Raw genomic sequence first — 4,930 nt, 5'->3', positions numbered from 1 at the left:
GACCCCCGTCGAATACGAGACAATCATGACCACGCCAGCCACTCAGGCTGCGTGACCGAATCTGTCACCCGATCGTGCAGCAGTCCCGGGAACGAATCCACTCGGTAGCCAGTCCCGCCGCACCAATGAAGGAAACATCATGAAGAGGAACACATTCCAGACCGCGATCGCAGCAACCGCAATCGCACCCCTCATCGCGCTTGGCGCCGGCGGTGTCGCAGCAGCAGCACCGGCCCCGACACCACCGGCGCCCGAGACAATCCATCCCGTGACGCTCGGACCGGGGTTCGGTGTCGCATGCGCACCGTTGCTGTTCGTCCCGCTCATCGGAATCCCCATCGCAGCGCTCTGCACTGTCTGACCGACACACGCTTCAGGTGCGACAACCATCTCGACGACCTGCCGCACCTGAAGCGAAGGGAGTGTCACTTTCCGGTGGATCCGGTTCTGGCGCATCGGTTTACTTCTCACTCGGGGTGCTCAGGCCCTCGAAGGCGCCTGCGAAAGCGTTCAGTGCCGGCTTCCACCTCATCGCCCAACGTGCTCTGCCCTTCCCTGTCAGGGTCCAGGGCCCGGGTTGCGAGGTAGAGACACTTGAGCGCGGATTGCTCGGAGTTGATATCTCCCGGGACGGTGTCCGGCAGCATGTCGCCGGGCACGGCTGCCACCAGCGCCGAGGGCCGCAGATTCGATGGCACTGCACATCGCGATAGCCCGGTGGTGGATGATGCCGTCCGTCAGGCTCAGTCCCTGGGGGCGTCGTCACGGAACTGGGCACCGAACTCCGCGCGGTTCGTGAAACCCAGCCTGGTTCCGGCGCGGTAGATGTGTCCCTCGACAGTGCGGACCGACATCGTCAGGCGGTCGGCGATCTGCTGGTTGGACATCCCCTGGGCGACGAGGGCGCCGATCTCGCGTTGCCGGGCGGTCAGCGGCAGCGGTCGGAGGGCCAGCGCCAGCGCCGGGGTCTTCGCGTCCTTGCACTCCTTCGCCAGCCGGTGTTCACGCGCGGCGGCGGTGGTCGCGGACCCACGCAGCCCGTGTTGGGTGTAAGCGGTGGTCGCCTGCGCGGCGGCATCGGCTGCGGCAAGCAGGTCCCCCATCCGTTCCAGCCGCTCGGACACCTCGAGCAGGGCGTGGGCGTCGTCGGCGGCGAGCGCGGCTGCCTGCGCGGCTGCGGCGGGGGCTCGTGGCCCGTCCACCTGAGTGGCGAGTTCGGTCAGTCGGTCGGTGACGGTGCTGTCACCGAAGCACACCGCGGTGTGCAGCGCATATACCTCGTGCGCGAGCTGCCCTGTCGCCCTGGCGGTGTCGGCGGTCGCGTGCGCCAGCCCGATGGCCTGGCTGACCGTACCTTGGGCGGCCGCCACCCACGCCCGGGTCAGGATGATCTCCGGTTGGATCGAGTGGAGGATGTTCGGCGCCGGGTGATCGCGGATGGCCGCGTCGAGGGCAGCCAACTCCCGCTCGGCGGCGGCCGTGTCACCGGACATGGCCACCGCCTGCGTCAGATACAGCTGACACGCGAGCGCCCAGGTGGGTTGGTTGCCCGTTGCGGATCCGGCGTATGCCTCCCGCAGCCGGCGCCTCGCGGAGCGCAGCTTGCCGCGCCCGAGCGCCGTGCACCCCAGCAGGAACAGCGCCATGAGCTGTCCGTGGCCGGGTACCTCCCAGGTGTCGTCCTCCTCACGCGCGAGAGCTTCGGCTTCCGCGAGGTATCCGCCGAGGCGCAGCGCATCGATCTGGAAGTTCTTGACGGGCAGGAGCAGCAGGCGGCCCTCCGCTGTTCGTGTCGCCGCGGCAGCGGCCCGGTCGACGACCGGTCCGATCTCGTCGACCCGGCCCACAACCCCGAGCCCGAGCGTCAGACCCCAGCTCGCCATCCCGACCGCCAGATCGGGCAGCGACGGCGATGCGAGCGCCTTCGTTGCGGCCCGGATCGCGTCCTCATGCCGGCCGAGAAAGGCCGAAATCGGTGCGCGAAACGCGTCCAGCTCGGGACCGGCGCCGATGGTCGTCGCCAGCAAGTCGACCGCGTCCAGCGTGGCCTCGGCCTGGTCGGGCCGGCCGAGCGCCCAGAACAGATTTCCCGCCCGCAACAGGGCGACCTGAACCCGCTGCTCATCGGTGGATGCCTCCATCGCGAGCGCCGCCTCACGCTCGGCGTCCTCGCCCTGACCGTTCATGCTCAGGGCGTAGACGAGGAGGAAATGCGGAACGAACCCACCGCCGGCAGCCACCGCGGCACCGGCGAGCCGTGTAGCCAGGGCGACGTCACACAGCTCCAGCGCCCGCTGGGCGGCCGAGGTGAACAACACCGGATTCGCCTCACCCTCGGCGCCTAACGCGGCATCGGCGTCGAGCGTGAGCATCGCCCGGCGCAGGACATCCGCGCCGCCGTTGTCGTCGGCCTCCCCGAGCGCCTGCGCCACACGGCGGCACACCCGGGCCGCGCGCAGCGGGCCGGTCCGCAGCCGGCGCACCTCCCCGTACAGCGGATGCGCGAGCCGGGCCTGCAGCGGGACGTCGTCGCCGGCCACATGCACCAACCCGGACGCCTCGGCCTGCTCGACAGCGGCCGGGTCGGTCATTTCGGCGAGCAGGGACACCGGCAGCGGCTCACCGAAAGCGAGGACGTCCACCACGTCCAGTACCGGGTCCGACAGGTTCCCCATCCGGGCCTCGACCAGCTCGGACAGACCCTGAGACACCAGCGACGGTCCCTCCCACCGCCAGACCCCGCCGACCTGCCGTAGGCGAGTGGACTCGAGACCGCTCTCGACCAGCTGCCGCAAATACAGCGCACTGCCACGAGCCAACGCACACAGGCGTGCCGCGGTGGCACTGTCCACCGGCCCCCCGAGCACCGCCTCGAGCAACTCCGCCGTCTCGACTTCCGACAACGGCTGCACCTCACACCGGTCGAGGTACCCGTCCTTCCACAACCCGGTGACCGCATCCGGCGCCGACTCCCCGCTCCGCAGCGTCAGGAGCACCGACATCGGATCGACCCGCGCCTGCCGATCCTCGGGTTATCTGCCTTGTCCCGCAACGGATCCGGGGATGACGTCGCAGACCGCTGGCGGGCGGCGGGATCGACGGGCGCCGGCAGGGCGTACGGCAGTCGGAGAGTCGCAGTTCGCGATCCGGCAGACGTTACGAGGACCCCTGCCAGGGCTAATGCCGTAATGCCCTTATCGGCATACCAACAATGTTGCACAACAGTGGATTTCGGTCCGATCGCCGAGGGGGACGCCGCTGGTATCTCGGCCGCACGACTGATGCGGCTCGCCGACGGCGGGCACATGTGCTCGATGGACCAATCCAACCGGTGGTGTTCACCGACGCGGTGGTCGGGGTCCTCGGCACATTCGGACTATCGAGTAGTTGAACTCGATCTCGTTTGCCGGAGGCACCGTGAACCGCCGGACTGAAGCACCCCGGCACGCGGGGACCCGGGTGATGGGACCGTGTCGCCTGCGGGATGTCACTTCCCGCGAGCCTGATCGACCACCGTATGGATCGCGTCCGTCACGAGCTTGGGCTGGTAGACCTCGATGTTGTGACCGCTGTTGGTGCCCGTGATGTGCTCGGCGCGGAGGAACTTCGTCAGCAGATCGTGCGCCGCGAGCCACGCCCCGAATGTCGGCAGCGCACCGAATTCCTTGCTCTGCGCTTCGATCGCCTGACGATTCGGGGGCTTGTCCGAACTCAGCACGACGGCAGGCACATCGGGCATCGCGGGTGCAGCGCGGATCTCGTCGATGGCGTCTATCAACAGGACGGCTTCGTGCGTCCCGTCGGTCGTGCTGTTCAGTTTGTCCCAGTTCGCGAACTCGTCCGGGGTCGTCGTTTCCGTCTCGAACTCCGAGACGACGTCCTCCATGACGAGACCGGATACCTCCCTGGGATACATGCTCGCAAAGAGCCTGACGATCAGGCCTCCGTACGAGTGCCCGACAAGAACGTAGGGTCCGGATTCGCCCGCCGCGCCCAACGCCGCGTGCAGATCGGCGACGGCGTCTGCGACTCGGTGCGGCTGGGGCACCGGGGTGGACGTCTGCGGGTCGTCGAGTCCCGTGCCCGGACGGGAATACGCGCAGACCCGGGTGAATTTGGCGACCGAGGGGAACACGGCTGTGTCGCTTGGCCCCAGGTTCCCCTCGCCGAGGGCGACCTGATCGTCCGGCGACTGGCGCACGGGGTCGGTGGGATCGAGGACCTCGCCCCAGCCGTCGTGAGCACCGTTGCCCTTCCCGGCGACGAGCACGACCGTGGGAGAGCCGGCACCGGCGCATTCCACATATATTTTCCGGCCCCCGCCGATGTCGACCAGGCCGGCGAAATCGGCGTTGCCCCCGGGCGTGATCGTTGTGGCCCGTCCCGCGTGGCCGGCAGTCGACGAAGCCGGGGTGCCGGACTCACCGCCGCTGCATCCTGCCGTGGCGAGCGAGAGAGCAAGCAGGGCGACGGCGACTTTGAGGCGCATCGAGAGTGCTCCGATCCGGAGTTCTCATTTCCCGGAATCGGCAGTTTATCAGCTCGATACCCTGGGGAACGGCGACACAGCCGCCGGGTGACCGGACTGCCGCATGTCACCGGCGGCATCTTCCGCGAGACGATCACCCTCCCAACCCTCGACAACGAGTTCGGGACGCGATCCGATGCCTGCGCCGTCGACTGGTCGACCATAACGCCGTCTTCGGCTCGATGTTCCAGTCGGTGCGCGACGCCCAGACTCACCGGGGTGCACGCAGTGAGCGGCATCCTGCGATTTCAGGACCGCGACACCAGTGAGGCTTCGCCTCGGACCGCCGAGGTGGGGGCTTGTCGAGACGGTGAGCTGCGGACACGCTGGTACTCATGGCTGCGCTGACGAGTGTGAATGATCTGCTCGACGGGCACATGGCCCTGGACGTCGAGTGCATGG

2 protein-coding genes and 1 pseudogene are annotated in these 4,930 nt (G+C 68.3%); all 3 read right to left on the bottom strand.

Features of this window, described 5'->3' with window-relative positions; genetic code table 11:
* Nucleotides 1-460 precede the first annotated feature (460 nt).
* Nucleotides 461-611 (bottom strand): annotated as a pseudogene (locus ABD951_RS06515) (IS256 family transposase); the annotation flags it as partial.
* A gap of 132 nt (nucleotides 612-743) precedes the next feature.
* Entirely contained in the window at nucleotides 744-3,002 is a 2,259-nt protein-coding gene (locus tag ABD951_RS06510) for a helix-turn-helix transcriptional regulator (RefSeq protein ID WP_345342952.1), read from the bottom strand.
* A gap of 485 nt (nucleotides 3,003-3,487) precedes the next feature.
* Nucleotides 3,488-4,489, bottom strand: coding sequence for an alpha/beta fold hydrolase (locus ABD951_RS06505; RefSeq protein ID WP_345342951.1), 1,002 nt, complete (start codon nucleotides 4,487-4,489; stop codon nucleotides 3,488-3,490).
* Between the last annotated feature and the right edge of the window lie 441 nt (nucleotides 4,490-4,930).

The sequence above is a fragment of the Rhodococcus olei genome (assembly GCF_039540555.1).
Classification (GTDB): Bacteria; Actinomycetota; Actinomycetes; order Mycobacteriales; family Mycobacteriaceae; genus Rhodococcus_G; species Rhodococcus_G olei.
This window is presented reverse-complemented; position numbering and strand designations above follow the sequence as displayed.